Below are 23,975 nucleotides of genomic sequence, written 5' to 3'. Positions count from 1 at the left end.
GAAAGACATCACAGCAAAGCCCTTTCTCTTTTTTTTGACGTATACGCTTTGTCAGGTACAGGTCATTTTCCAGATGAATACAGTGAGGGGATGGGGACCAAAAGATGTGTCCAGGCGTTCGCAACCTGCACTGTTCTCAGTCGTTATGAATGCTCTGGCGTACGCCGTACCCTTGTGGCTTATGGCCGGGTATATGTTCAGGCGACTCCCCTGGTAACCAAAAATCCAGCGCTCTTGTAAACCCTCTTTTATTTCTGCCCGTGGTGACAACATGAATGTAACTCACTCGAACAGCAGTACCGGTCCGGTACCTGCTAAGCCGCTGCGTGTCAGCGGCAATCAACTGAAAGAAATTTATCCCGAACTTGATGGCTGGGCCAGTCATCTCGTGACCAAAGCCTTTGTGGGCTGGCAGCGCGCCACCGGCGTGATCGTCAAGGAAGTAGAGAAGCGCGATGAGCGGTTCACGGACTTTCTGATCAATGCGTTTCTTGATAAACACCGGGAGAGCCGCGCATGAGAATTCTTTTCCTTGTCGGCATGACCGTGATTGCAGCTATCTCCCTTTTACAGTTGCAGGCAGCGGGTGCCGATGTGAACTTTCAGCGCCCCCTGATTATGTGGGGGATATTCATGGCGGGTTATTCAGTGCTTTATTATTTTTGTGTAATAAAGGGAAGAACAGTAAAGCAATGGCGCTATGGCACCCCTGTTGAAGCGTCGAAAAACGAGACGCTGACCGATCTCAGCACGGCCATTTATCTCTGGCAGGAAGGTGGCCTCAGTTCGATGCTCCGGATGCTGGAAAGTCTGGAGCACGCGCTTGATGACGCCGGTTATGCACTGACGAGTGAGACCGGGCAGCTGCCCGGAACGCTGTCGATGCAATCCATGCCCTTCGCAGACCGGCAGCAGATTGCCGCCGCCCTTGTCCGTGCCAGGGAACAATACTGGGCACCGGCGCAGACGGAGGAGATGGTGACGGACATTGTCCGGCAGAGCCAGAAAAGCGGCTACGGCGAGAGAATGCTGGAAGAGCTGCTCGAAAGCCTGCGCAAGCGTGGCTGGCGCTTACAGCGGGTTGCGACACCGGGAAAAACCACTACGCCGATGTTCTGGCAGCTGATGCTGGACGTGGAGGCCGGTGAAGGCGTCCCGTATGCCAGTATCTCCCGGGCGCTGGGACGTATCGGCAGCACCTGGCGGGAAGACCGCTCACTCTTTGCGGTTGAAGCACAGACGGTCACCGGCGGGTTTGAGCACAGTGGTATCGCCGGCAATGACGCCTCACCCGTCCGGTGGTCTGTCACTACCCGGCTCTGTACCGGCGGCGCGGGCTTCTTCCCGCAGACCGGCATGATGGCGCTGCCCCCGGCGCTGCAGGAGATAAAGGACGCCGCGCCAGCTCCGGGGCGTTTTGTTGCCCGGATCATCGTGCAGGGGACGGCTCAGGATGACCGGGGCACCATGGCAAACCTGCTGCAGAAGGCGGTTTTTAAAATGAACTGCGGAAGCGCGGAGGACGTTGAAGTTAACGGTGATACCGGTTACGGCTTCACGGCGCACGTCCCTGACGCTATGTACAAAACAGCCTGAAAAGGTGGACCCATGCTTAAAGACCCTGAACGGAGCGGGGCACACAGATTGATCATCTCTTCCGTCAGACATAACGCTGATTCCGATGCCTGTCTGAAAGAGATCCTCGGCGAAAACCCGCTCTACAAAACCTCTGTAGTCATCCGTGCCGCCATTGTCGGGCTGCGCCGGATGGACAAAACCACGCGTGAGCAGCTGATTATCGAAGCCGCGCCAAACGACTGACTTCTCCTTTTATCCGCCCTCCCGCCGTCCGGTGGCCGTGGCATACCCCGCTGAGGCATAACATGAACCTTCCTGAATCTGTCGGGCCGGTGCCGGTTGTCCGCACACCTGACGGCTACTGGTGCCACCCCGCACTGACTGCATTTTACCGTGACCGGGACTGTGTCCCGCAGGCTGAATATGACCACTGGCTGGCGGACAACGGCCTGGAGGACACGCTGGTCTGTCTGGATCCTGACGAAGACACGCCGGCGGCGCAGGCATACGCCCGCAATGCCGATATTTCATACTGGACACCGCCCGTACCTGCAGGTGAGGGCTGGTTTACCGGCGCGATATTCGACGACGAGGATTACGGTCCCGCCTGTATCTGGCTGCGCCGGCGGGAGGTGCCATGCGACGCAGGCTGAGGGCGGTCTTCTTTCTGCTCGGTATTGTCCTGGCTGGTACGGCACTGCCCGTGTCGTCCGCCAGTAATGCCGGGGAAGGGCGCTGGGTGAACCCCATCACGGACGTGTGCTGGAAGTGTCTGTTTCCCATGACGCTCGGTAACATCAAACTGGCCTCCGGGCCACAGCCTGACACCAGTAACCCGTCCAGTCCGCTGCAGATATGCCCGGTCGGGGTGCTTTATCGCGTCGGTCTGGCCATTGGCTTCTGGGAGCCGATGGCCATGACGGACGTCACCCGTGAGCCGGGCGTGATGGTCAATATGGGCGGATTTAAAATCGATCTGGGGCGTACCGGGACCGGCACGGCCGGACAGAGCGACAGACCCGCTGCCGGCGCGTTCTACCATGTTCACTGGTACAAATACCCGCTGATATGGTGGCTGAATATCATCACCAGTATCGGGTGCCTGCAGACCGGGGACATGGATATCGCCTACCTCTCCGAGGTCGATCCCCTGTGGATTGACAGCACGCTCTCGATGCTGATTAACCCGGAAGCCGCGCTTTTCGGCAACCTGGTGGCACAGGCCGCCTGTTCGGCAGATGCCGCTGCCGCGTCCGCCGGTCTGCCGCTGTCGCCGCTGTTCTGGTGCGCCGGGGCGCAGGGGTCGATGTATCCCCTGACCGGGTATACCACCGGGGAATTTTCACCGCTGGAGACGTCAGTTCTGGTGACCGAGCGCATGGCGTTCAAAATGCACCGGGAAGGGCTGGTCTGGAACTCGATCGGTGCCAACAACGCCGTCTGTAACCAGTACCCGTCCCCCATTATTCCCAAAGAGCGCTGGCGCTATCAGATGGTGAACATGCTGCCGGAGGCGTCCAACTGCCACCCGTTCGGGGCCAGTACGCAGCTCTGGGGCACGTCCCACAACTCCCCGTCGTCGAAGAAAAACTTCGGGTATCTCCTCTGGCGTAAACGTAACTGCGTCTTTCTCTGAGGTCTTCCATGAAAAATACTCTTTTCCGGGCGCTGCTTGCCGGCAGCCTGGTGCTCTGCCATTGCGCCGCAGCCAGTGAGCAGGCTGACGTTTCCGCCCGTGACCGGGCGTGGATGAAACAGCAGCAGGATAATTTACAGGCTTTCAAGGACACGCTGTCCGGGCAGACGATGACGCTGCCGGCGCAGCAGCAGGATCTGATGTCGCGTCTTCAGCAGGGGATCGCGGCAGAACATCCTGAAGGTGAGAAAAAGACCTTTCCGGCCATTTACTTTGTCAGCCTGGGGCTGCCGCGCGAAGGCCTGGTGCCGATGCTGAAGGATGCTAACCGCCTGAACATTCCGGCCACCCTGCGCGGGCTTCGTAACAATGATTTTCGCCAGACCGCGGCGGCCATGTTTGAGCTGGCCAGAGAGGACAAGGACATCGGCGTCCAGATAGACCCGACGCTGTACAGCGACTATCACATCACCGCCGTGCCGGCGCTGGTCGTCACCTGTCCGGGGCATTACGACGTCATTCGCGGCAGTCTCCCGCTGCAGCAGGCCCTGGAGAAGGTGGCGTCTGACGGCGACTGTGCCGCCACGGCACGCCAGCTGCTGGAGGCCGCCCGATGAAACCGGTCATTTTTCTTCTGGCGCTGCTTTCCAGTGGCCTGGTCCGTGCGGATGCGAATCAGGATGCATGGAGTGCCGGGGCCGGCTTTGGTAAGGGACAGGCCTCACAGGGCACCTCGTCCCTGAAAAATCCCGGCACGGTGCAGGGCAGCATTCCGGGCTATACCGCCAGCCCGCCCGAAACGGGCTACTACGGCGGCGTGTCAGGCGGCGACGGTGGCCTGAACAGTAAAGGCCAGCAGGCGCTGCAGAACAGTGGGGCGGGGCAGGCCGTTATCGATGCCGGCACGAAAAACCCGCTGCCGGTGATTGACCCGAAAGCCCCCTTCATCACCGCCGGCAAGAATGCGGAAGGCGCTGCCGACAACATCGTCAACGGCACCGGTAATCCGCAGCAGTGTCAGCCTGGCACGGTCACGAAATCCGTGTTCGACAAATACACCTGCGAGCGGGATGTGTGGGTTAACCAGAGCTGCAAACGCAGCGCGACCGTTGAGGTGGATGGCAGCGGCACCACCTGGGAAACAAAAACGGTGGAGTACGAAATGAGTCAGCAGCCGGTGCAGGAGATCAACGGCATGAACATCGCCACTATTGTGCCGACCGTCAGTGGCGAGATTGTCCGCGCCACATACACCTGGTCAGACCGGTTAGGGAACAAGCCGCGCTTTTACATGACCATTTATGTCCTAGGGGCGGAAATCCCCTGGCACAACAAGGGCAGCGCGCAGGATGTGGCGTTCACCCCGGTTCCTGCCACGCTGACGGCCGGCGTGGCATTCACCTCAAAACATCAGCACAGCATTCACTCCGGGTCAGGCAGCCAGACCTTCAAGAACCGGCATGTGCAGCTCAAAATTTCCCTGGTCATCCGGGTGAAAAAAACCAGCAGCGTACCGAAAGTGGTCTGGCGTGAAACCTGCGGCTTCGACAAGAACGGTGCCGTGCCGGTTTCCAGCGTCTGCACCGTGCCCGGCGGTAACCGCCCCGTGGTAATCGACGGCGAGACGCAGCAGGTTTACAGCGACTGCTGGGAGTATGAAGACCAGTACCTGCAGAAAACCGGCTCGAACGGCACCTGCGCCTCACTGATGAATAACCCCGCCTGCACCGTTACCGGAACGCAGTGCCAGACCGGCACCGGCGCTTACTGTGAGCATGAGGTGGTGAACTACGAGTGCCAGCGCAACTTCTCCTCCACCGGGCTTATCTGCGGCGGGACGTATTTCTGCCAGTCCGGGAACTGCAGTGACACCGATGGCGCGGGTGACAGCGGGTTTGATACCGCCGTGGCGAAACTGGCCGGTCTCGCCTCAGCCGCCGCCGATGTGAAGGACGATCAGATAAATGTCAAAGCTTTCACCGGTAAGGCGATGAGCTGTCGTAAGGCGTTTGCGGGCTTCTCCAACTGCTGTAAGGACAGCGGCTGGGGACAGGATGCCGGGCTGTCCGCCTGTAATGACGATGAGCTGGCGCTGGGCAAAGCAAAAGCGAAGAAAATCACCGTCAGCGTGGGCGAACGCTGTGACCATGAAGTCCTCGGCCAGTGCGTGCAGAAAAGCAAAGTGTACTGCGTGTTTGACGGCAAGCTGGCGCGCATCATTCAGGAGCAGGGACGACGCGATCAGCTGGGTGTCGGTTTCGGCAGCGGCAGCAGCCCCAACTGCGGCGGCATCACCGTTCCCCAGCTGCAGGGCATCGATTTTGACCGTATCAACTTCGCTGACTTCTACGAGGACCTGATGGCTAACCAGAAAGTCCCCAACTCGTCGGTGATGGTGCAGCAGGTGAAAGACCGCATCGCCGCACAGGTGAAACAGACAGGAGGCACAAAATGATGCGCCGTTGTATTTCCCTGTTGCTGATGCTGATGGTACTCCCGGCATTCGCTGAGGAGATTGTCACGCCGGCAGCGCCGTTCACGGGCTGGTCCTGGTACAACGAGCCGAAAAAAGCCCCAGCGCCGCCGCCAGTTCAGCCTCAGCCTCAGAAGCCGCGCGTGCCGGACCTGAGCAAAATGACGGCGCAGGAGCAGGCGAAGGTGCTGCGTCAGTACACAATGGAGGCGCTTAACCGCGCCATCCTGTACCCGACGCGGGAGAACACGGCCACGTACCTCAAGTGGCAGAAGTTCTGGACCGACCGCAGCAGCATGTTCAGTCAGTCGTTTGCCGCCGCGCAGCTGACGCACCCGGAGCTGGACTACAACCTGGAGTACCCGCACTACAACAGCATGGCACCGCTGGTACAGTCCCGCGATCAGGAGCAGCGTCAGGAGGCGATTGCGAAGATGGGGCAGCAGTACGGGCTGTTTTACTTCTACCGGGGCAGTGACCCGATCGATGCCCAGATGGCCGGTGTGGTGGCCGATTTTGCGAAGATTAACCATCTGTCCCTTATTCCGGTCTCGGTTGACGGGCAGGTGGCACCGTCGCTCCCGGACAGTCGCCCGGACAACGGGCAGATACAGGCCATGCGTATCACGCACTTCCCGGCACTGTTTCTGGTTGACCCGCGCAGCCGCAACTTCCAGCCGCTGGTTTACGGCTTCATGACCCAGGATGACCTGGCGAAGCGCTTCCTGAATGTGTCCACCGGTTTTAAACCCAACTTCTGAAATTCAACTTTCAGCTGACACCGCTCTGCATGCACTGTGTGCCGGTCGGTGTGCTGTCTGTTTCTCCTGTTCAACACTCATTTCGTTACCTGCTAAACGAGGCATTTCATGAAACTTCCTCAATGGTTTTCCTGGATACTGGAAAATTCGCTCCTGTTTTTCTTCTTTTATCCTGCCGGACTGATGCTCAGTATCTGGCTGTCTGAATACGTTTCATATGCACTGACCGATACCGCCACTCTCTGGCAAGTGCGTGATGCCTACGCTGAGATGTGCCCTGTCAGCCATTCGGGATGCCTTGCTCCCGAAGTGGTTGTGCCCGTCACCGTGTCAGAAAATATCAGTGCCGTCCTCATTGCAGTGAAAGAACAACGCCTGTGGGTGCCGTTATGCGTCATTGAAACACTGCTGCTTGCCGGCGGCCTCATTCATCTTCTGATGGCAAAGAAGAATAAAAAAACGGCAGAGGTGAAATGATGAAAGCCCTGTCCCTGTCTGAGATTGTCGTCATTTTCTTTGCCGGCATCATGTTCAAGTGCCTCAGCGATATCACCGGGGCATACCCCTGGCTTACCCAGTTAATGTGCCTGTGGGGAGGCTATCTCCTGATGGCGCTCTCCGCGCTGCTTCTGGCCGGTAACCGTTGGTGGCACTGGCGACACCGCCATGATGTTATCCCGGAGGTGCAGGATGAAAAGTAACGCCCTGACCGCGCTTTTACTGCTGTTTCCCCTGCTGGCCAGCGCCGGTGTGCGGGATGAAATTGCCGCCCTCGATGCCGCGAAAATCACACAGCAGCAACCCGCGACGGAGACGCCGGCAAAACCTGCTGACCCGCAGAGCCTGATGCAACTGCCTGACGGTCGTCGCGTCAACATGGCGGATTACGCGGTGGTTGTCTTTATGCAGGCGCACTGCCAGTACAGCGCGAAGTTTGACCCTGACCTGAAGCACTGGGCTGACCAGCACAATATCCGGGTGTATCCCTACACGCTGGATGGCGGTGGCGATGCCTCGTTTCCGGTGCCGCTGATCCCCCGCAAGAGCGATCCGGCATCGCCCCTGGCGGACGAAATCATGACGTTCTTTGGTAACGGGCTGCCCATTGCCACGCCGACCGCGTTCATGGTTAACGTCCACACCCTGCGGGCCTACCCGCTGACGCAGGGGGTAATGGATATCACCTCGCTGGAAAGCCGCTACGCCAGCCTGATTCAGGCTGATATGGACCAGATTGATCCACAGTCACTTCCCCCGCTGCCGGCAAACGCGCAGGTAACACCTCAGTAATACACACGGAAAAAAGAATGACTACAACACCGTATGCTTCACCGCGTACCGGTTTCGCATGCCTGCAGGACAGCAGGGCGTTTCCGGTCGACGATCCACGCGATGCCCGATTTACGGATGCTCAGCAACTGAAGGAGTGCGCGTAATGAACAGGCTCAGAACAGGGTTAATTGCTGTTATGAAGATCATGATGAGCGACGAGCCGGGAAAAGCCGCCACAGAGAAAGCTTTCTGGCGACTGCTGAGTGCGGCGATTTTTCTGCTTGTCGTGCATGTCGTTTACCTGCGATGCACCGGCCTCACACTGGAAACGCTGATGTCACTGCGCCCGGATGTGACGCGCGGCGAGCAGTTTACGCTTTCCATTCTCATTCACTACCCGGACTACATGGTGCTGTCGTTTCTGGTCGGGGTTCTGGTGCTGCTCTGCCTCAGCGTCCTGGTGATGGTGGCCAGAGAATTCGCCGGCGTGCTTCACCGCCGTCTCACACGTCAGCCCGCTGTGCAGGAGAATATCCATGATTAAGCCTCTCCTGACGGCAGCAGCCGTCTTCCTGACCGGCATGGTCATCACACCTGCACAGGCTGACGTGAACGGCGATCTCAACGGTTTCTTTGGCAGTCTCGGCTACAGCGGCAACGTCACCCAGGCACAGGCGTGGCAGGGGCAGGCCGCAGGGTATTTCACCGGCGGGTCGGTTTACCTGCGTAACCCGGTCAAGAACGTCCAGCTTATCTCGATGCAGGTGCCCTCCCTGAACGCCGGCTGCGGCGGTATCGATGCCTATCTCGGCTCCTTCTCCATGATCAGCGGTGAAGAAATTCAGCGCTTCGTGAAGCAAATCATGAGTAACGCCCAGGGCTACGCCTTCGATCTCGCGCTGCAGACGATGGTGCCGGAGCTGAAGCAGGCGAAGGACTTTCTGCAGAAGCTGGCCAACGACGTCAACTCCATGAACATGAGTTCGTGTCAGGCCGCGCAGGGCATTATCGGCGGTCTGTGGCCGGTCACCCAGGTCTCCCAGCAGAAAATCTGTCAGGACATCGCCGGCGAAAGCAACATGTTCGCGGACTGGGCAGCCTCCCGTCAGGGATGCACTGTAGGCGGCAAGAGTGACAGTGTGACAAGCCGTGCCAGCGACAAGGACAAGGATCAGGTCCTGAAAAACAAAAACCTTATCTGGGATGCGCTCAGCCGCAACCGGCTTTTTGACAACAACCGCCAGCTGAAAGAACTGGTCATGAGCGCTGTCGGCTCCATCATCTTCAACAAGGAAGGGCAGGTGACCATCCTGACGCCGCTGGTTGATAACCGCGATCTGGTCAAGGTGTTGATGCGGGGCGGCACCGCGAAGGTGTATGGCTGCGACGAAGAGTCGGTATGCCTGACGCCGGTGGTGGTGAGCATCAACGTTCAGGAGCAGAACGGGCTGGTCACGCTGGTGAAAAACCTGATGCTCTCAATGCAGTCGAAACTGGTCAATGACACCCCGCTGTCGGATCAGGAAAAGGGGTTCGTGAACACCACCTCCGTGCCGGTGCTGAAGTATCTCACCAACGCCCAGAGTATGGGGCAGAGCGCGACGTATCTGCTGCAGGTCAGTGACTTCATTGCCCAGGACCTGATGATTCAGTACCTCCAGGAGCTGGTCAAGCAGGCCTCGCTCTCGATGGCCGGGAAAAACTGGCCGGAAGAAGCGGCCTCAAAACTGCGCGACAACGTCCTCCATGCTCAGGGACTGCTGGCTGACATGAAACTCCAGTCAGCGGCTGACCAGAATGCGCTGGACGGCATCGACCGCAACATGCAGTACCTGCAGCAGCAGGTCTCAACCATCGTTTCCGGCTCATACCAGAGCAACTACAAGTGGGGGAACCCCTGATGCTTGAAATCTATACAATCTACGGTGGCGGGATGTGGAAGTCGGCGTTTGACGCGGTCGTCGGCATCCTCGGCACCGGGACGTGGAGCACCCTGCTGCGTATCGCAGGCACTTTCTCGGTGCTCGGCGTACTGGCAACGTTCACCAAAAGCCGTAACCCGATGGTGTTCGTGCAGTGGCTGGCGATATTCATGCTGATCACCTCCGTGCTGCTTGTGCCGAAACGCTCGGTTCAGATTATTGATATCACCGATCCGGCGGCCGTGTGGGTGACGGATAATGTGCCGGTGGGGCTGGCCGGCATTGCCTCGGTGACAACCGGGATCGGGTATCGGGTTGCGCAGCTTTACGATTACATGATGGCGCGCCCGGACTCGGTGACCTACACCAAAACCGGCATGCTGTTCGGGTCCGGTATCGTGGCGGAAAGCAGTGATATCCAGACGCAGAACCCGGAGCTGGCGCAGATGCTGCCTGACTACGTGGAAAACTGTGTCATCGGCGATATCCTGCTGAACCACAAATACACCGTGAACCAGCTGCTGAACACCACTGACCCGCTGGGGCTTATCACCAGTAACCCCAGCCCGCTGCGGGGGATTTTCAAAACCACCTCCACGAACCGTGAGTTTCTGACCTGTCAGCAGGCCGCCTCGCAGATCCAGACGCTGGCAGGCCAGGACAGTCAGCTGACCAGCCCGACCTTCTCCATGCTCACGCAGCGCATCTTCGGAAACCGGATGAACGGGGCGGTGATGCTGGCCAACGCGATGAATGAAAGTTACGGCTTCTTCTACGCCGGCGGGATGAGTGCGGCGCAGATCATGAAAAACAACGTGACTAACTCTGCCATCCGTCAGGGCATCCGCGGCTTTGCGGCCCGCTCATCGGACACCGCGAACCTGCTGAATCTGGCCACCGAAAGTGCTGCCACCAAGCAGCGCCTCAGCTGGGCGGCAGGCAGCACACTGGCCACACGGCAGTTACCGTTCCTGCAGTCACTCATGATGCTGATCCTGGTCTGCCTGTTCCCGCTGGTCATCGCGCTGGCGGCAGCAAACCACAGTCTCTTCGGGCTGAACACCCTGAAGCTGTATATCGGCGGGTTTCTGTACTTCCAGATGTGGCCGGTGATGTTCGCCATCCTTAACTACGCCGCGACATTCTGGCTGCAGACAAAAACAGGGGGAACCCCCCTGGTGCTGTCCAACCGGGATGCGGTCGCGCTCCAGCACTCCGATGTCGCCAACCTTGCCGGGTACTGCGCGATGTCGATTCCGGTGCTGTCGTTTTTCCTGACCAAAGGGGCGGCGGCAATGGGATCGCAGCTGGCAGGCAGCGTGATGAGCTCGATGGCGTTTGGCTCTGCCGGCGTGGCCTCCACCACGGCAGACGGCAACTGGTCGTTCAATAACATGTCGATGGACAACCTGAACCAGAACAAGATGGACACCAATATGGTGCAGCGTCTGGGACAGCAGACCTGGCAGGCAGATAACGGCTCCAGCCACACCCTGACTTCCAGTGGACAGAATGTCATAGACGGCTCTGGTGCCATGTCCAACCTGCCGGTGAACATGCGTCTCAGCCAGCTGGCCAGCTCCGGCTTCCAGGAGCAGGCGCGCATGTCCCAGGTGCAGGCGCAGACGGCGCTCGACGGCTACAACCACAGCGTCACCAGTGGTTGGTCACAACTGGAGCAGGTGACTAAGCAGTCGGGCAGCACGGAAAGTCTCAGCAATGGCAGCGAAAACAGTCAGGCTGCGAATGTAACGCGTGGCGCGGGCATGATGATGTCAGCAGCGGAGAACTATGCGAAAGCTAAAAATATTTCAACTCAGCAAGCTTATAACGAGTTGATGGATATCAGTAATCAGGGAGTCGTTAATGCCGGTGCGAAAGCTTCAGCTAGCGCAGGATTTAACGTCGGCTTCGCAAAAGCAGGTGGAGAGGTTTACGGTGGGGGTGAATTACGGCACTCCACAGGTAGCTCAAGAGGAATTCAGGATAGCGGCCTGTCTTCTAGCGAACATCGCCATGATGAAAACAGCCAAGCTGTGCGTGACTTTAAGCAGGGCATGGATATGGTGGCCAGCAGCCGTGTTAACGAGTCTGCAAGCCATTCCGAAAGTGCCGGCACCAGTAACGTTCAGCAGCTTGCTGCCACGCTTAATGATGCGCAAAGTCAGTACCATCAGTTCACGACCAGTTCGACAAACAGCAACGAGTTCAGCCGCATGGCCACACTTGCTCAGAACGAGAGTGCATCGCTTGATACCAACTATACGCAGGAATTCGTGGACTGGGCATCGAACCGCTATGGAGACAAGGCGCAGTCCATGCTGACCAGCGCCCCGACTGCGCGAGAGGCCGCGATGGAATTTGTTAACGAACGCCTCAAGCCTGAAATTATGGGCGACTATGGACAGGGGCGCAGCGATCTGCAGAGCGGCAATGAGCACGCCGCTTTCAGCGGAGAGCATATCGTTCGCACTGTCGGTGAACCGCAGCCGCATAATGCCGCAATGTCTTCGCACGGTGGACAGTCTGAAGGCGGTACTTACAGCCCTGCATCCTCCGGCAATCAGCACTTTGCCAGCGAAAGCGGTAATCATTCTGTCAGCGGTAGTAATCATGCGGCAGGTAGCGAAACGGGTGGCCAGCCCCCACAGGGTGGCAGCCAGACCTATCGTAATGAAAGTGGGAGTGCTCCGTTAACAACCGGGTCGCAAACAGCAGGTAATGAAATCAGCGGTTACGGGAATACTGAGCATCGCAGTGTGTCAGGTGTTACCACACCGGGCAGCCATGCACGCGCGAATAGTTCTGAAGAGCCGGTTACGAACAATTCTTCAGGCAGATTCAGTGAGTCAGGCAGTAATGAGATACAACGTGGGGGCGGCAATAATACGCAGCATCATAATACTGAGCAGCAGACGGGTCACAGCCAGTTAGCGTCTCAGAAAACAGGGGGCAATCTTGAAAGCTCAGGCCATCAGGTACGCGGCAGCAAGGTGCCTGGTGAGGATATGCAGACAGCATTCCAGCAAAATCAGTCACGGCTTCAGGAGCAGGCAGGACAGGGATTTGCACCTCAAGAAGAGATGCACCGGCGTGTGGCAGAACAAAGATCTGCTAACGAGCAAAATATCAATAAATCTTCTGGGGAAATAGGCAAAAAACAATCCACTGTTCAGGCATCCAGTGATATGCTTAAAGATGAATCTCATAATGCTCAAGGAAAATTTAACCTCGAGCGGAAAGAGAAAGAATATGATCAATCAAGTAGCTTTAACCCCTTTAACGAACTTGAGCCAGATAAGTTAAAAGAACAAATAGAGACAATGAAGAAAACCGAGGGAAAGAGGTGACTAAATGAGAAAAACAGTTAATGCGGCTTATAGTTTGATACCGATGTTACTGTATTTAACATATATGTTATTTATGAGTTTCCGATTTGGCTTATCTTTTTTCTTTATGGCTTTAATCGTTTCCGTGCTTGCTTCGGCTTTCTATTTAATAGGATTCTATTCTTTAAAAAAGGAAGACGCTGACTGCTCGGTCTTTAAGTTGTTCGTTATGTCAGCAGTTCTTAGCTGTGCGTTAGTTAGTATTGCGCTGTTTGTAGATGATAAAGAAACAGCATTGATTGGCGGTACAGCAGCCCACACCGTGTTGGCCGCAGTATTTCTTTTTGCTTATGCCCTTACAAAGGCAAAAAGAAGGGTTATTTTTGATGAGACATCTGGGAAATATTACCAGATAACTGAAGGAAGGCGTTTCGAACTCACTGCTCAGCAAGTCAAAGACTTCAAGATAGGTGCCTTTGCGACTACCAACATGCATGATACGCATCACAGCTTTACCGATGGGTCATCGCTATCAGGTGGAAGTAGTAACACCGGCAGCGCCACAGAAGTAGGCCACAATTATATCAACCCGTCCTCCGGCCTCCCAATGCACGGTGGTATGTCGGGATTAGACGTTGCGGGAAATAGTTGGGGAACTAATTTTAATGACCCGACGAATCATCAACCTTATGATTCGACTCGTGGATACTAGACGAAGTAAAAGTTTATCCCGTTACACGTATTAGTCGCCCTCAAATTCATACTTTTCTCACTAAGCGCTAACCACTGCCCCGGTGGTTAGCGTTTCTTTTATAAAACACTTCAGGAATAAATATGAAACTGAATAAATTTGCAGTTTGCGGCCTCGCTTTGTCTGTTTTTGCCCTCAGCGGCTGCGGTGCCATGAGCACAGCGGTTAAAAAGCGCAATCTGGACGTCAGAACACAAATGAGTGAAACCATCTGGCTTGAACCTGCCTCTGAAAGAACGGTGTATATTCAGGTGCGAAATACGTCGGACAAAGATATGTCGGGGCTGCAGACAAAAATTGCCTCAGAACTCACCGCAAAAGGTTATCAGGTGTCAGCCTCTCCGGACGCCGCGTATTTCTGGGTACAGGCAAACGTACTCAAGGCCGACAAAATGGATTTACGCCAGTCGCAGGGCTTCCTCAGCTCCGGTTATGAAGGGGCAGTGACGGGCGCTGCCCTGGGTGCGGGCATTACGGGCTATAACACCGGCTCCGCTGGCGCAACACTCGGCGCGGGACTGGCGGCAGGCCTTGTCGGTATGGCGGCTGATGCGCTGGTCGAGGACATCAACTACACGATGGTGACCGATCTGCAAATCTCCGAGCGCAGCAAGGCTGTCGTCACCACAGACAATGTGGCGGCGCTGAAACAGGGCTCCTCCGGTGTGAAATTGCAGACCAGCACAGAGCAGGGCAACCGGGCGAAATACCAGACCCGCGTGGTCTCGAACGCCAACAAGGTTAACCTCAAATTTGACGAGGCAAAACCGGTGCTCGAGGCGCAGCTGGCCAAATCCATCGCCGGCATTATGTAACCCCGCATTCTTCTCCGGGCGTCCTGCCCGACTTCACTGTTAACAGCGCCTTTCCGGTTCCGCTTTCCTGTCGCGCGCAGCGCTGTCGGGTGCATTGCTGTATCCGGAAGGGCGCAACATGATGAGGTGCAATAGTGTCGGTATATATCCCGTATCGCAGGCCGGGTGGCTCAGAAGACCTTCTGGCGCTGATTGCGCTGGAAAGCGATCTGGTTCATGCCCTGGCCATTATCCGCCAGTCCGGAAGCGTTGAAGAGTATGAGCGGCTGGCGCTTGCGCCGTGGTGGGCCGGATACGTCATGACTCTGGAGGGCCTGGACGCCAGTTTGTGGGACTCTGAAGCCTGCGCGGATGTGGCGTTGTCTGTCAGACATCTGGCCACTGAAATGGATGAACAGGCGTGGCGGACCGGCATCAGGGACGCAACGTATGAACTCAAACAGCAGGAGGAAGAACGGGATTACCTTTAACTCACAGTAACCCCTTTCACCCTGTCTTTCAGCCCGGCGCGTATGTGCCTTTCTCACCCACAGTGGATATTTCGCTTCCTCACCGGACAAACGGCTGCGCCGGTGTCCGGATTGCGGCGAGCGCTGCGGGTTTTAACGTCAACTTCCTGGAGAATTCTCCGATGAATAAATCAGCCCTGAATAATGTTATCTCTGCCTGCTTTTTCCTCCTCCTGATTTCCGCATGGACTACGTGGCTCATGCTCCACTACGGCGCAGATGTGCTGCAGTGGATAATGGCAAACTCCACACTGTTCTCCCGCACCCTGGCGCTCAGCACGTCGCAACCCGACTGGGCATGGACAAGCCAGCTGAATCTGGTCTGCTGGCTGCTTATTTTCACGACCGGCGGTCTGCTGGCGTCATTGCTGACCAGTCTTGCGCTCCGCACCATCAGTGATGTGCTGACGCTTCTCGCCCGACCACTTGTGACCTGGTCCCGCAGGGTATAGCCCTGAAACGCCGGAGGATGTCCCGTCATGATTACAGAAAACCGACGACCTGACCTGCCCGGGTTAGAGAGCCTGGTCCATCTTGAAAGCGAGCTGCTGTTAACAGCCACCTGTCTGAATGTATTTGGTTCGCTTCCGGATGAGAAGGACAAAACCCACATTGCGTACTGGGCCGGCTACGCGTTCACCTTCTATGGTCTGGCACCCCGTGCGGGGCATTCACCCGGTTATGCCGATGTGGCCACCGCTGTCCGTTCTGCGGCGGTGAGCATTAACGAACAGGACTGGGAGGACGGATGCCATCAGGCAGAATTTGAGCTGAGCCAGCTGGCATAGAACGACTCTCCCCCGCAGTACCAGGTTAATCACACCTGCTTCAACTTTTCTTCCCTGATAACGCACATCACCACATCGGTGATGCGATAACGGCCGGACAAAATCTATGAGCTTTAAAGGAAAAAACCTCACACAGGGCGGGCAGATGACCGCCTACCGCTGGCGCATGTTTCTGCAGGTGAACAACTGGATCGGCTACTGGGTATTCCTGTTGTTTGGTGCCATCACGGCATGCCTGTTCTTCTGGCTGACGCCCCAGGAAATGCTGGATAACGGCAGCTGGTACTGGTTTGCACGGGTCAACGAAAGTTTCATCGACCTGATGCCGGCCGGTCAGGGGAAGTTTTATGAGATTCATTACTTCTACGCGCCGACCAGCACCACCATGACGCTCAAAATGACCCTCCAGCAGATGCTGAAAGACCCGTATATGCAGTTCATGGGTGACAGGCTGGCGGGGCATCTGCAGACCGCCGCAGCGATCGCCGGTGCTGTCAGCATGGCGGTCTTCGCCGGCGTCGCCTGGTACATCGCGCGGATTGGTAAACAGGAGAGTGAGGACGAATACCTCTCCGGTATGAAACTCACCGAGATCGCCTCGGAGGTCAATGCCCTGCTGCGTAAAAATGGCGAGCTGTCAGATTTGCGTGTCGGCGACCTGCACCTGGTTAAAAACGCCGAAGTGATGAATTTCCTCATACACGGCACCATCGGGGTGGGCAAGTCCACCGCAATCCGCTGGCTGCTGGATATCATCCGCCGGCGCGGCGATCGCGCCATCATTTACGATTCCGGCTGTACCTTCATCGAGACCCACTACAACCCGGACAAGGATTTCATCCTCAACCCGCATGATGAGCGCTGCGCCAACTGGCAGCTGTGGGAAGAGTGCGTGGATGTTATCGACTTTGAAAACTTTGCAACCAGCCTCATCCCCGTGGAGGGTGAGTCCGATCCGTTCTGGGTCTCCAGTTCCCGGACGATTGCCTCGGACCTTGCCATCCGCATGTCCGCAGATCCTGAGCGCAGTATCGAGAAATTCCTCAAAACGCTTCTGTCACTGAGCATGAAAAGCCTGCGTGAATATCTGGCCAACACGCCGGCGGCGAACCTGGTCGAAGAGAAAATCGAAAAAACGGCCATCTCCATCCGCTCGGTCGTCACCAACTACGCCAAGGCGCTGCGGTTTCTCCAGGGGCTGGATAACGGCACCCGGCCTTCATTCACTATCCGTAACTGGATGACCAGCGAGCAGTACAGTGACAGCTGGCTGTTTATCTCCACCCAGGCCCGTCACCGCAAAAGCGTGCGCCCGCTGATTTCGATGTGGATGTCGATGGCCACCCTCTACCTGCAGAGCATGGGGGAGAACGCCGACCGCCGGGTGTGGTTCATCATGGATGAAGCGCCAAGCCTTCAGCGCATCCCCCAGTTTGAGGAGACACTGGCGGAAGGGCGCAAGTTTGGTGGCTGTTTTGTCATCGGTATCCAGAACATGCCGCAGCTTATCAACTCGTATGGCCGGGAAGTGGCCAAAGCGATTTTTGACCTGCTCAACACGCGCATATATGGCCGCTCACCGAGTGCTGAGGTGGCGAAAATGGTCGAGGAGGAGCTGGGTAACCAACGACGCCGGGAGGCGCGCGAGCAGAACTCCTATGGCCTCGATCAGGTGCGTGACGGGATATCCATAGGCAAGGACAAGGTCAGCCAGCCCATCGTTGATTATGAAGAGGTCATGCAGCTGCGTAACCTGAAGTTTTATGTGCGGCTGCCTGGCGAATACCCGGTGGTGAAGCTGGCGCTGAAGTACCGTAAAACCAAAAAAAGAAATATCGGCCTGATTGAGCGCAATATCCGCGATGCCCTCAGCCCCGAGCTGGAAAAGGTCATCAGGGAGAACGAGCGCGATACGGCACTGGCCGGCCTGGTATTCCCGACCGGGGAAGAGCACCTGGAAAAAGCGGCTGCTCAGCAACAGGCACAGCCGTCAGGTCAGCCGGTCAGTCCGGCTCCTGCTGCCACGCCATCGCAGCGGGCACAGCCAGCCCGTAAGGAAGCCGTGCAGCCTCAGGCCTCTGAGCCTGTTGAGTCTGTGCCGGCACCGGCACCCCGCATTACCGCGCCTGAACCACACCGTGACAACGCAGAGACGCAGCGTGACGTTAGGAGTGTGCCGCCGGCACCCGTTTCTGAAACTCCCGTTCCCGTCCGGGTTACTGCCAGACCCACTCCTGAAACTTTGCCGGGCAATGCGCTCAGTGTGCTCGCGCGCGCAACCGGCAGGGAGCGTGATGCCGAGACACCGCCTGGTGGCGCACTTGACCTGCTTAACCGGGCACGCCGTAAGCCTGCAGCAACAGACGGAAATTCCGAAGAAAGCGGCGGTGAGGCACAGGAACTCAGGATGCAGGTCACGCAGCTGGAAAACGGCGGGCTGGAGCTGAAGACCGCCGGCCAGCCCGGAACCGCGTCCGGACACCACAACGAAGACGGGAATACCCGCCAGCGGATGGAGCGCGAGGAGGAAAACATCCTCGTTAACCGCCACCCCGAAGACCCCGGCTTTGATGAAGCCGATTTTGAACGCGATTATGACGGAGAACCCGAACGATGATGTCACCCGCCCCCATCGTGTCTGCCGGTGATGCGGCTGGCTACTACAGCAATAAAGACAACTACTATTTTCTCGGGCAGCTGGAGAGCGAATGGCTGGGTGAGGGGGCCAGCGCGCTGGGGCTGGAGGGGCCGGTGCGCAGCGACCAGCTGACGGCCGTGCTCGAGGGCCGCCTGCCTGACGGCTCACGGCTCGGTAAGGAGGTCAACGGTATCCACTCCCATCGCCCCGGCCATGACCTGACGTTTTCGGCACCGAAAAGTGTCTCCATCCTCGCCCTTGTGGGCGGGGACAAAGCCATGCTGGAAGCGCATCAGTACGCTGTGCGTGTGGCGGCAGGCTACGTTGAAAAACTGATCTCCGCGCGCGAAACCGTGGACGGCAAAACCTCCATCATCCCCACCGGGAAAATGGTGGCCGCGCTCTACACACACGACACGTCCCGTAACCTCGATCCGCAGCTGCACACACACATGCTGGTTGCCAACATGACGGAGCTGAACGGCAAATGGAAGGCGCTGGCCACGGACTACATCCACAACGCCGGTTTTATCGAGACGGTGATGAAAATGCAGGTCACGCTGGGTAAACTTTACCGTACCGCCCTGCGTGATCGCGTGGAAACCCTGGGGCATGAAATTGAGGAAGTCGGGCCACACGGGATGTGGGAAATTAAGGCCGTGCCGGAAGCGGTCCGGGAAGAGTATTCCTCGCGCGGCCGGGAAGTGCGCGGTGCCGTCGGTGCCGAGGCCACGCTGAAAAGCCTCGATATCGCCGCCAAGAACACCCGTAAAGCCAAAGTCGATCCCTCCCGTCTTCGTCTGATGGAGCGCTGGCAAACCCAGATGAAAGAGAAGGGCTGGGATATGAAAGCCTACCAGGACAGCGTGGTGCCGCGCGACGCGCCGGACGCCGGGGCGGTGGCCATCCCTGCGGCGCACCGGCAACCCGTTCGTGACGCCACGCAACCGGACGCAACCAAAGCGCCGTCGCCCGCAGAACAGCCTGCCCGTGATGAGCAGGTGACACGCAGTAACGGGCAGCGCGACGCGGAACAACCGGCACGGTCTGCAGAAGGGCGTGACCCGGCTGAGCCTGTACCGGCACGCAGTGTTCCGGCGCGGGACAGCGCACCGGCGAGCGCAGAGCGTGGCGGGAACGTTAAAACGGCAGATTCGCAGCAGCCCGACGTCCGTCAGGAGGTGACGGATGCCGTGCGCATGGCGGTCTCCCAGCTGAGCGACAGCAAAACCCGGTTCACCTGGGGTGAACTGCTGCTGAGCACCACCGAGTTCAGCGACAAAATACCCGATGTGAAAGAAATCAAACTGGCGCTGGATGAGGCGCTGAAGGAGGGGCTGATTGTGCCGCTTGATGCGGAGAAAGGGGTATTCACTTCCCGCCATCACCTCCTCGATGAGCTCTCCATTCAGGCCTTGGGAAAGGAGCACCTCAGCGAAACGCACGTTGTCAGCTTCACCCGTCCGGCACAGTACGCGCCGCCCGCCCTTGAGCCTGTTGAGAAGGATGCCCTGGTACTGATGAATGCCCCGAAGGGCGTGGCAGGCATCCGCGAACTGACGGAGCAGCTGGCCGGCATCTCTGCCGCGCATGGCCGCGAAGTGAAGGTGCTGGCCAGCTCGGCTGAACGTGCCATTTCACTGGCAAAATCAGACGTGCTGCGGGAACACATCACCGGGCGGCAGCAGCTGCTGAAGGGGGAACTGAGCCTGCGGCCACAGAGCACGCTCATTATTGAAGGCGCAGAGCGTCTGGGGCTGAAGGAAACGCTGATCCTGCTGGGTGAGGCGCGGGAAAAAGACGCCCAGCTGGTCTTCCTCGACAGCGCGGGTCGTCAGGCGAACGGGAATGCCATGTCAGTGCTGGAGTCTGCCGGCGTGAGGCGCAGCCGCCGCACGGAGCCGTCGCCGGGTCTTGAAGCAGAGGTTATCAGTATTGCTGACAAGCGCGATCGGTACAGTGCGCTGGCCACCCGCTTTGCGGAGCTGAATCCCGGCACGGAGCCGGTGACGGCGGTGGTAATCGGGCAGCGCGAGCAGAAGCAGCTGACAGGCCTTATCCGCGATGCCCTGCAGAACGCGGGGCAGCTTGAGCGTGACGGTGTCACCATTGAGGCGCGCACACCGGTGTGGCTGGACAGCAAAACCCGCCGGATGACCGGGTCTTACCGTGCCGGTCAGGTTCTGGAGGACCGCACGGAGCGTGAAGCCCGGCACTTTATTATCGACAGGGTGCATGAGGAGACCCGGATGCTGTCGCTTATCGACAGCGACGGGGTACTGGTCAGACAGAAAATCAGCGACCTGACCGCCGACTGGCGACTCTTCAACAGCGAGCAGCTGCACGTTGCCGGCGGCGACAAACTGATTGCGCTGGCCGCCGACCGCGGTGCAGGCCTGAAGGCAAAAGACAGACTGACCGTAACCGGCGTCAGCCCGCAGGGCATCGGGGTCATGCGGGACGGAAAGGCCGTCACGCTGCCGGCAGACAGGCCGCTGTATGTGACCCACGGCTACGTGGCCGGGCCGGGCAACCGTGACAACGACACCGGCGTGGTACTGGCCGCTCTTAATTCGCGGGATATCTCTGCCCAGACCGTGAACTCCCTGGCGCAGTCCGGGAGCCGCGCGGAGATATTTACGGCCGAGACGCAGGACCGGGCGGAGGCACGGCTGCAGCGAATGCGTGTCGACAATTCGCCGGTGCAGCTTGTGACGAAACTCAGCGGTGAGGCCGACATCAGCAGCGCCGTCCGGACACTTCAGGCCGGTGTGCTGAGTGACGCCGCGCTGGCGGTCCGGCGTGCCATTGCCGATCAGCAGTCCGTCACCCTCAACGAGCTGAAGCTGGCTGAGGCCGCGACGGCGTTTCATCCGGGTCTGACGGAAGTGACGCGTGAAATCAGTGCGATGATCAAAAACGGCGACCTTATCCGCGTCCCGAACAAAACAGAGCCCCTGCTGGTTGCCCGCGCGACCTGGGAGATGGAGAAAACCATCATCAGCGCCATTGTCGCGGGCAAGGACACGCAGGTGCCCCTGATGGAGCAGGTGGATAACGCCCTGCTCGACGGGCTGACGCAGGGACAAAAGGCAGCGGCGCAGCTGGTCCTCAACAGCCGTGACCAGTTTACCGGCATACAGGGGTATGCCGGGGTGGGTAAAACGACCCAGGTGCGCGCGGTGAAAACCGCACTCGACACCCTGCCGGCATCCGCCCGGCCCGCGCTGCATGGCCTTGCACCGACGCACCAGGCGGTGAAGGAGCTGCGGGCGGTGGGGATCGAGGCGCAGACGGTCAAATCCTTCCTCGTCGAATATGACCAGATGAAGGCCGCCGGCGAAAAGCCCGACTTCAGCAACCGCGTCTTCCTTATCGATGAATCCTCGATGCTGGGCAACCAGGACACTGCCGCCGCGTATCTGGCCATTCAGGCCGGCGGGGGGCGGGGCGTGTCGATGGGGGACATCGATCAGTTTGAATCCCCGGAATCAGGGGCACCGTTCAGGCTGGTTCAGGAGCGCAGCCCGATGGATGTGGCCATCATGAAACAGATTGTCCGCCAGAAGGAAGTCAACCTGCGTGACGCGGTACATGACGTCATTGATAACCGCATCGATGCCGCGCTTGAGCGGCTGAAGCATCAGCCTGCGGATCTCGTTGCCCGTCAGGAACCGGACTGGCAGCCCCCTGCTGAGGGACTGGCGGAGTCAGACAACCCGGTCAGTGACTTGGTGGCTGACTGGCTCAGCCGCACGCCGAAGGCACGGGATGAAACGCTCATTATTGCCCAGCTGAACGACGATCGCGCGGCCATTAACCGGGAGATTTTTGACGCACTGGACGCGCGGGAGGAGCTGGGCGAGAAAAAAATCAGCGTGCCGGTGCTGGAAAAAATTAAGCATACCCGGCATGAGTTCAACAAGCTGGCGGCCTGGGAGGCGGGGATGGTGCTGAAGCGCGGCGACACCTATCAGGATGTGGTGGCCGTCGATTATAACGGCTCGCTTGTTACCGTCCGGAACGAGAATGACCGGATCGCGATGGTTTCACCCCGCGAGCTGCTCACCGGCGACGTGGAGCTGTTTAAGCGCAGCGAGAAAATACTCGCAGCGGGTGCCGTGGTGCGCTTCACCGTCACCGACCGTAACCGGGGGCAGGCTGCCAACCAGAAATTTACCGTTGAGAAGGTGACCGACAGCGGGGACATCGTGCTGCAGGGCGCGGACGGCAGGAAAACCATCAATCCCGTGCAGGTCAGGGCCGAACAGCATCTGGATTATGCCTGGGCCATCACAGGCTATGGCGCACAGGGTGCCAGTGAGGGGGCGGTACTGGCGCTGGAAGGGACGGAGGGAAGCCGCCAGGCAATGGCCCACAAACGTGCCTTTTACATTTCGTTATCGCGTGCAAAACAGCATGTGCAGGTCTACACGGACGGGACGGAAAAGTGGGTCAGGAGCATCAAGCGAACCGAGTACGATCTGAAGACGGCGCACGATGCCCTCAGCCCGCAGACAGAGCGCAAACAGGCGAAGGTTATCTGGGCGATGGGACAGCCTGTCGGAAAAACCGCGATAGGGCGCGCGTGGTCGCGGCATGAGGCGATGGGAGAGCATAACCTCACCGCAAGAGTGATCCCGGCCACCCGGCGTTTCCCGGACCCGTCCCTGGCGCTGCCCCTGTATGACAACAACGGTCGCAGCGCCGGGCTGGCGCTCGTCTCACTGGTGGCAAGTGACACCGGTCGCCTGATGCGGGGTGACGTGCGTATGGTGGCCACCCAGGGCGCGACCGGAGCAGTCATGCAGCGCAGCCGCAGCGGAAACACCCATGTGGTACGCACGGCTGACGAGGCATTTAAGGCGGTGAGGGAGCACCCCGGGGACGGTGTGGTATGGCAGACAGGCGACGAGAAGCCTTCACCGTGGATGCTGAAAGTCAGCCAGGGCGCAGCCCTGTCGGAAGAGGCTGCCCGTGCACAGACGATCAGGCTTGCTGAGTCAGAGGCCGTGACGGTGCCGGCAGCCGCACCCGTGCGTGACGATGAATCTGTTCCTGCCCGTGCCATTGAGCAGGCCATTCAGGAACTGCGGGGAAGCGATGAATATGCAATTGCAGAGGCACAGCGTCAGCAGGAGATGCAGGCGTATGAAGAATACCAGAGCCGTATTGTGCTGCCTGAAGAAGAGCGTGTCGCGGATATCCGTCTCAGTTTGAAAGACGACACCACGCCAGAGCGCGTACCTGACGGGAAGGACATCGCGCGCATTGCCGGCGAGGAGCGGGAACTTCAGGCGGATAAAGACCGGCCCGGCCCGCTGCCGGCTCTGTCGCAGGATAAAGCCACCGGCGAGCGTGCCGTTGCCGGGCAGGTGGCCCGTGAGCTTGCTGAGCACCAGCGTGACATGCCGCTGCCGCGCGATATGCCTGAGCGCGGACGCGAGATAGAGCATCAGGAACACGCGCCCCCACGCACCATTCAGAAAGAACGTTAATCAGG

Annotated in this window: 22 protein-coding genes; all 22 read left to right on the top strand. The window is 58.5% G+C overall.

Features of this window, described 5'->3' with window-relative positions:
* The first annotated feature begins 271 nt into the window (after positions 1 to 271).
* The 22 genes from BWI95_RS22280 (at position 272) to mobF (ending at position 23,970) form a co-directional block, all read left to right on the top strand.
* Positions 272 to 520, top strand: coding sequence for a hypothetical protein (locus tag BWI95_RS22280; protein WP_054804363.1), 249 nt, complete (start codon positions 272 to 274; stop codon positions 518 to 520).
* Complete coding sequence (locus BWI95_RS22275; protein WP_054804362.1) at positions 517 to 1,596, top strand: hypothetical protein; 1,080 nt, start codon at positions 517 to 519, stop codon at positions 1,594 to 1,596. Before BWI95_RS22280 ends, BWI95_RS22275 begins: the two co-directional genes overlap by 4 nt.
* A gap of 12 nt (positions 1,597 to 1,608) precedes the next feature.
* Positions 1,609 to 1,821 (top strand): hypothetical protein, encoded by a 213-nt coding sequence (locus BWI95_RS22270; RefSeq protein ID WP_054804361.1) that lies wholly within the window; start codon positions 1,609 to 1,611, stop codon positions 1,819 to 1,821.
* 62 nt (positions 1,822 to 1,883) lie between these two features.
* Positions 1,884 to 2,231 (top strand): hypothetical protein, encoded by a 348-nt coding sequence (locus BWI95_RS22265; RefSeq protein WP_076770380.1) that lies wholly within the window; start codon positions 1,884 to 1,886, stop codon positions 2,229 to 2,231.
* Positions 2,216 to 3,214 (top strand): conjugal transfer pilus assembly protein TraU, encoded by a 999-nt coding sequence (traU, locus tag BWI95_RS22260; RefSeq protein WP_054804374.1) that lies wholly within the window; start codon positions 2,216 to 2,218, stop codon positions 3,212 to 3,214. The genes BWI95_RS22265 and traU overlap by 16 nt, the downstream gene beginning before the upstream one ends.
* Before the next feature lie 8 nt (positions 3,215 to 3,222).
* Positions 3,223 to 3,831 (top strand): type-F conjugative transfer system pilin assembly protein TrbC, encoded by a 609-nt coding sequence (trbC, locus tag BWI95_RS22255; protein ID WP_054804360.1) that lies wholly within the window; start codon positions 3,223 to 3,225, stop codon positions 3,829 to 3,831.
* Complete coding sequence (gene traN / locus BWI95_RS22250) at positions 3,828 to 5,669, top strand: type-F conjugative transfer system mating-pair stabilization protein TraN (RefSeq protein WP_054804359.1); 1,842 nt, start codon at positions 3,828 to 3,830, stop codon at positions 5,667 to 5,669. Before trbC ends, traN begins: the two co-directional genes overlap by 4 nt.
* Positions 5,666 to 6,448: a type-F conjugative transfer system pilin assembly protein TraF gene (gene traF, locus BWI95_RS22245; RefSeq protein WP_076770379.1), complete on the top strand. Its 783-nt coding sequence runs from the start codon at positions 5,666 to 5,668 to the stop codon at positions 6,446 to 6,448. Before traN ends, traF begins: the two co-directional genes overlap by 4 nt.
* Positions 6,449 to 6,556: 108 nt before the next feature.
* Complete coding sequence (locus BWI95_RS22240) at positions 6,557 to 6,925, top strand: hypothetical protein (RefSeq protein ID WP_054804356.1); 369 nt, start codon at positions 6,557 to 6,559, stop codon at positions 6,923 to 6,925.
* Entirely contained in the window at positions 6,922 to 7,149 is a 228-nt protein-coding gene (locus tag BWI95_RS22235) for a hypothetical protein (RefSeq protein ID WP_225975686.1), read from the top strand. The genes BWI95_RS22240 and BWI95_RS22235 overlap by 4 nt, the downstream gene beginning before the upstream one ends.
* Positions 7,139 to 7,738: an F-type conjugal transfer protein TrbB gene (trbB, locus tag BWI95_RS22230; protein ID WP_076770378.1), complete on the top strand. Its 600-nt coding sequence runs from the start codon at positions 7,139 to 7,141 to the stop codon at positions 7,736 to 7,738. Before BWI95_RS22235 ends, trbB begins: the two co-directional genes overlap by 11 nt.
* Before the next feature lie 17 nt (positions 7,739 to 7,755).
* Positions 7,756 to 7,884: a hypothetical protein gene (locus BWI95_RS23905; protein WP_269749970.1), complete on the top strand. Its 129-nt coding sequence runs from the start codon at positions 7,756 to 7,758 to the stop codon at positions 7,882 to 7,884.
* Positions 7,884 to 8,264, top strand: coding sequence for a hypothetical protein (locus BWI95_RS22225; RefSeq protein WP_148285602.1), 381 nt, complete (start codon positions 7,884 to 7,886; stop codon positions 8,262 to 8,264). Before BWI95_RS23905 ends, BWI95_RS22225 begins: the two co-directional genes overlap by 1 nt.
* Entirely contained in the window at positions 8,257 to 9,621 is a 1,365-nt protein-coding gene (traH, locus tag BWI95_RS22220) for a conjugal transfer pilus assembly protein TraH (protein ID WP_054804355.1), read from the top strand. The genes BWI95_RS22225 and traH overlap by 8 nt, the downstream gene beginning before the upstream one ends.
* Positions 9,621 to 12,992: a conjugal transfer mating-pair stabilization protein TraG gene (gene traG, locus BWI95_RS22215; RefSeq protein WP_076770377.1), complete on the top strand. Its 3,372-nt coding sequence runs from the start codon at positions 9,621 to 9,623 to the stop codon at positions 12,990 to 12,992. The genes traH and traG overlap by 1 nt, the downstream gene beginning before the upstream one ends.
* Before the next feature lie 4 nt (positions 12,993 to 12,996).
* Positions 12,997 to 13,683, top strand: coding sequence for a hypothetical protein (locus tag BWI95_RS22210; RefSeq protein WP_076770376.1), 687 nt, complete (start codon positions 12,997 to 12,999; stop codon positions 13,681 to 13,683).
* A 122-nt stretch (positions 13,684 to 13,805) separates the two neighbouring features.
* Positions 13,806 to 14,537, top strand: a complete 732-nt coding sequence (gene traT, locus BWI95_RS22205; protein WP_076770375.1) for a complement resistance protein TraT — start codon at positions 13,806 to 13,808, stop codon at positions 14,535 to 14,537.
* A 134-nt stretch (positions 14,538 to 14,671) separates the two neighbouring features.
* The gene (locus tag BWI95_RS22200) at positions 14,672 to 15,007 is read left to right on the top strand and encodes a hypothetical protein (RefSeq protein ID WP_083699509.1); all 336 of its coding nucleotides are present in this window, start codon (positions 14,672 to 14,674) and stop codon (positions 15,005 to 15,007) included.
* A gap of 275 nt (positions 15,008 to 15,282) precedes the next feature.
* Entirely contained in the window at positions 15,283 to 15,498 is a 216-nt protein-coding gene (locus BWI95_RS22195; RefSeq protein WP_232374501.1) for a hypothetical protein, read from the top strand.
* A gap of 27 nt (positions 15,499 to 15,525) precedes the next feature.
* A complete protein-coding gene (locus tag BWI95_RS22190; protein WP_054804351.1) occupies positions 15,526 to 15,834 on the top strand; it encodes a hypothetical protein in 309 nt (102 codons plus the stop codon).
* Positions 15,835 to 15,940: 106 nt separating this feature from the next.
* Positions 15,941 to 18,451 (top strand): type IV conjugative transfer system coupling protein TraD, encoded by a 2,511-nt coding sequence (gene traD, locus BWI95_RS22185; protein ID WP_076770373.1) that lies wholly within the window; start codon positions 15,941 to 15,943, stop codon positions 18,449 to 18,451.
* The gene (gene mobF / locus BWI95_RS22180; RefSeq protein ID WP_076770372.1) at positions 18,448 to 23,970 is read left to right on the top strand and encodes a MobF family relaxase; all 5,523 of its coding nucleotides are present in this window, start codon (positions 18,448 to 18,450) and stop codon (positions 23,968 to 23,970) included. Before traD ends, mobF begins: the two co-directional genes overlap by 4 nt.
* Positions 23,971 to 23,975 lie beyond the last annotated feature (5 nt).

It is taken from the genome of Kosakonia cowanii JCM 10956 = DSM 18146 (genome assembly GCF_001975225.1).
GTDB classification, from domain to species: domain Bacteria; phylum Pseudomonadota; class Gammaproteobacteria; order Enterobacterales; family Enterobacteriaceae; genus Kosakonia; species Kosakonia cowanii.
This window is presented reverse-complemented; position numbering and strand designations above follow the sequence as displayed.

Coding starts and splice junctions, on each gene's coding strand:
- BWI95_RS22190 (WP_054804351.1), top strand. CDS start 15,526: ATGATTACAGAAAACCGACGACCTGACCTGCCCGGGTTAGAGAGCCTG.
- traU (WP_054804374.1), top strand. CDS start 2,216: ATGCGACGCAGGCTGAGGGCGGTCTTCTTTCTGCTCGGTATTGTCCTG.
- BWI95_RS22265 (WP_076770380.1), top strand. CDS start 1,884: ATGAACCTTCCTGAATCTGTCGGGCCGGTGCCGGTTGTCCGCACACCT.
- traN (WP_054804359.1), top strand. CDS start 3,828: ATGAAACCGGTCATTTTTCTTCTGGCGCTGCTTTCCAGTGGCCTGGTC.
- traD (WP_076770373.1), top strand. CDS start 15,941: ATGAGCTTTAAAGGAAAAAACCTCACACAGGGCGGGCAGATGACCGCC.
- BWI95_RS22210 (WP_076770376.1), top strand. CDS start 12,997: ATGAGAAAAACAGTTAATGCGGCTTATAGTTTGATACCGATGTTACTG.
- traG (WP_076770377.1), top strand. CDS start 9,621: ATGCTTGAAATCTATACAATCTACGGTGGCGGGATGTGGAAGTCGGCG.
- BWI95_RS22275 (WP_054804362.1), top strand. CDS start 517: ATGAGAATTCTTTTCCTTGTCGGCATGACCGTGATTGCAGCTATCTCC.
- traH (WP_054804355.1), top strand. CDS start 8,257: ATGATTAAGCCTCTCCTGACGGCAGCAGCCGTCTTCCTGACCGGCATG.
- traF (WP_076770379.1), top strand. CDS start 5,666: ATGATGCGCCGTTGTATTTCCCTGTTGCTGATGCTGATGGTACTCCCG.
- traT (WP_076770375.1), top strand. CDS start 13,806: ATGAAACTGAATAAATTTGCAGTTTGCGGCCTCGCTTTGTCTGTTTTT.
- BWI95_RS22235 (WP_225975686.1), top strand. CDS start 6,922: ATGATGAAAGCCCTGTCCCTGTCTGAGATTGTCGTCATTTTCTTTGCC.
- BWI95_RS22240 (WP_054804356.1), top strand. CDS start 6,557: ATGAAACTTCCTCAATGGTTTTCCTGGATACTGGAAAATTCGCTCCTG.
- BWI95_RS23905 (WP_269749970.1), top strand. CDS start 7,756: ATGACTACAACACCGTATGCTTCACCGCGTACCGGTTTCGCATGCCTG.
- trbB (WP_076770378.1), top strand. CDS start 7,139: ATGAAAAGTAACGCCCTGACCGCGCTTTTACTGCTGTTTCCCCTGCTG.
- BWI95_RS22225 (WP_148285602.1), top strand. CDS start 7,884: ATGAACAGGCTCAGAACAGGGTTAATTGCTGTTATGAAGATCATGATG.
- mobF (WP_076770372.1), top strand. CDS start 18,448: ATGATGTCACCCGCCCCCATCGTGTCTGCCGGTGATGCGGCTGGCTAC.
- BWI95_RS22280 (WP_054804363.1), top strand. CDS start 272: ATGAATGTAACTCACTCGAACAGCAGTACCGGTCCGGTACCTGCTAAG.
- trbC (WP_054804360.1), top strand. CDS start 3,223: ATGAAAAATACTCTTTTCCGGGCGCTGCTTGCCGGCAGCCTGGTGCTC.
- BWI95_RS22195 (WP_232374501.1), top strand. CDS start 15,283: ATGGCAAACTCCACACTGTTCTCCCGCACCCTGGCGCTCAGCACGTCG.
- BWI95_RS22270 (WP_054804361.1), top strand. CDS start 1,609: ATGCTTAAAGACCCTGAACGGAGCGGGGCACACAGATTGATCATCTCT.